A 3,289-nucleotide genomic window follows, 5' to 3' on the forward strand; every position below is an offset into this window, starting at 1 on the left:
GTTACATGTGTTAAATCTGTATACGAATCGTTAAAAGGGCTAGGGGTGCTAGTATTCAGGGTCATCCCTACAATGTCCGCCATTCGATCTAGTTTGAATAATGTTCTCTTGGAGGGGAAGGCATTACTTCAAAGCGATACACAAATTGCCATTGGAATCCTGCATTTTAATAACTTGCTTTCTTCTTTAAAAAAGCCCATATCAGAATATGGAGAACAGCGAAAAAAAGCAGCACTTCAAAATCTTCTTATCGATTTTTGTGAAGAGGCCCAGGCTATTTTTGACTGGTCAGAACGAGATGAAGTCCGATTTATAACTACTCGGGGAGCCATTGAAAGGACTACCCACAAATATAAAAAAGCTCCGCTATTAGATGAGATAGCCATGAAAATCGATGTAGTGACCACCATCGGAATAGGATTTGGATATACAGCAAACGAAGCGGAAGTGAGTGCCCGTAAAGCACTTATGAAAGCCAGGCTTAATAAACCGAGTTGCTTTGTGGTTGACATGGATGGAACGGTTTTTGGGCCTGTCGGAAAAGATGGGAGATTGAAATATTCCTTGCGGAGTGATGACCCACATCTAATGAATTTAGCAAAAACAGCTGGGCTCAGTATTGCAACCATAAACAAATTACTTTCCTTTTGTGAGTGCTTTGGCAATAGATGCATCACAGCAAATGATCTTGCTAACGGACTGGGTTTGACGATAAGGAGCGCAAGGAGAATCCTGAATACCCTTGAAAATACGAATCTAGCTGTCATCGTGGGTGAGGAACAGCCCATAAACCGAGGGAGACCCCGGCAGCTATATGAATTCCAATTTTCCAGGGAGTCAGTCAGATAAGGTTTTATTTATTAATAGTGAAGAAAGGAGAACTTTTATGAGAATAGCAATCGGTCAGTTGGCACATGAAACAAATACGTTTTCTCGAGTAAGAACGACAGTCGACTTATTTAAAGTATGGGAATGGACCCAGGGAGAGGAACTTCTCGATAGGCATACTGGTGTATTGGATTATTTGGGTGGGATGATCGATCGGGGAGAAGAGCTGGGGATTGAAATTGTGCCAACCTTTGCAGCCATGGCCAATCCTTCAGGAACGATAACACAGGAAACGTTTCAAAAAGCAAAAAATCTACTAATATCAAGTATCATGAATTCTGGAAAATTGGATGGGATTTGTTTATTTCTTCATGGAGCAGGAGTAGCAGAAGGAGTTGACGATATTGAAGGAGAGATCCTATCGGAATTAAGAAGCGTTTTGGGTTCAAAAATACCAATAGTAGCTGCTTTGGACCTCCATGGTAATATTACGGAAACCATGGTTGAAAAAGCAGATGTACTGCTCGGCAATATAGATTACCCTCATACGGATTCCTATGAAAGGGGGATAGAAGCGATTGATATAACCGCTCGCATGATTCAAGGGAAAGTTAACCCGGAAATGGCTCTATCTAAATTACCATTACTAATTCCTACTACAACCTCCTACTTTTCTCCAATTAAAGAAATCAATGAATGGTGCGAGGAATGGGAAAAGCATCCCGAGGTCCTTGATTGTACCTTATTCCATGGCTTTCCATATTCAGATATCCCTCACGCAGGAGTTTCGGTAATTACCATTACGAATAATGAACCCTCTTTAGCACAAAAAATATCAAATGATATAGCTGCTAGAATTTTTGAAAAGAAAGATGAATTTTATCCAATATTGCCGTCACCAAAGAAAGCCATTTCATATGCATTCTCCCGAAATGAAATGCCCATCATCATTAATGAAGCTTCTGATAACCCTGGTGCTGGTACACCAGGTGATGGCACCTTTTTATTGAAGGAAATGATAGAAGCAAACATTCCAAATAGCTGCTTTGGGTTTATTTTTGATCCAGAAGTAGCAAAAGTGGCCCATAAAGAAGGTGTGGGGTCCCTAATTCATGTCGAATTAGGCGGTAAAACAGATCGTTTACATGGTAACCCTCTAAAAATATCAGCTTATGTAAAAAGCCTATCTGATGGCAAGTTTATTCAGTCCTCACCGATGTGGAATGGAAGCAAGGTGAACCTGGGGAGAAGCGCAAGATTATTGGTTGGTAATGTGGATATCATTGTATGCTCTGTTAATTCCCAGACCTTTGATGAACAAATTTTCCTTCTTCATGGAATAGATGTTGAGAAATCAAGTATTGTTGGTTTGAAATCATCTCACCATTTTCGCGCAGCCTTCATGCCTATTGCTAAAGAAATCATAACAGTCGACTCGCCTGGGTTAAGCAGTGCGAAGTTATCAACCTTTGATTACAAGAATATAAGCAGACCGATTTACCCTTTTGATTCTATTTTAAATCATCAATTAGTCTAACTAATATATAGAGGATGTGGTCAAATGCTAGACGTGATTATAAAAAATGGAAGGGTTTATGATGGAACAGGGAACCCTTGGACGAAAACGGACATTGGAATCGAGGATGGAAGAATTACTTTAATGGGGAATTTAAGCAGCGAACAGGCTGGGCAAACTATAGATGCCAATGGGTTGGCAGTTTCACCAGGATTTATTGACCCTCATGTTCATTCCGATTTACTTTGCACTGTTCCAGAAGTTCATAAAATAAAGGCACTTCAGGGTGTGACTACAGAATTATTTGGCCAGGATGGTATTTCTGTTGCTCCTGTATCAGAAAAAACAAAGCCGTTATGGAAAAAACAATTAGGTGGACTGAATGGCGATATTGGGGAGTGGCCATGGAATAGCATTGATGAATATTTTTCATTTCTAGAAAAGTCAAAAATGATAGGCAACGCAGCTTACCTGGTACCTCATGGCGCGGTTCGTTCCTTGGTCATGGGGTTTGAAGATAGGGTGGCCACTAAACAAGAATTGGAAAAAATGCGTTTGCTGGTCGAGGAAGGAATGCGTATGGGAGCAGTAGGCTTGTCCTCAGGATTGGTATATCCCCCAAATGTTTTCTCCAATAAGGAAGAATTGATTGAAATATGCAAGGGTACCGCGAAATATGATGGCTGTTTCGTTGTCCATATCCGGAATGAAAGCAATCACTCTTTATCAGCTTTAGATGAAGTCATAGATGTTTCCAGACATTCCGGTGTAAGATTACATATTTCTCATTTTAAGATAATTGGCCAAGGAAACAGGGATAAATTTAAGAAAGCACTGGACAAGATGAATGCCGCTAGACAGGAAGGTATTGAAATTACCTTTGATCAATATCCATATTCAGCAGCTTCAACCGTTTTTCATGCCATACTTCCACCTTGGATGCAT

The 3,289-nt window shown here is 40.3% G+C and carries 2 protein-coding genes and 1 pseudogene; all 3 read left to right on the forward strand.

The genetic code is table 11. From position 1 onward, the window contains the following. Positions 1-849, forward strand: a pseudogene (locus tag ACFVSH_RS20915) (transcriptional regulator); the annotation flags it as partial. 37 nt (positions 850-886) lie between these two features. Then, positions 887-2,365, forward strand: coding sequence for a M81 family metallopeptidase (locus tag ACFVSH_RS20920; protein ID WP_387707632.1), 1,479 nt, complete (start codon positions 887-889; stop codon positions 2,363-2,365). Positions 2,366-2,389: 24 nt separating this feature from the next. Then, a partial coding sequence (locus tag ACFVSH_RS20925) for an N-acyl-D-amino-acid deacylase family protein (RefSeq protein ID WP_387707634.1) occupies positions 2,390-3,289 on the forward strand: 900 nt, incomplete at its 3' end.

The sequence above is a fragment of the Peribacillus sp. NPDC058002 genome, assembly GCF_042886655.1.
In the GTDB taxonomy this organism is placed as follows: Bacteria; Bacillota; Bacilli; order Bacillales; family DSM-1321; genus Peribacillus; species Peribacillus aracenensis.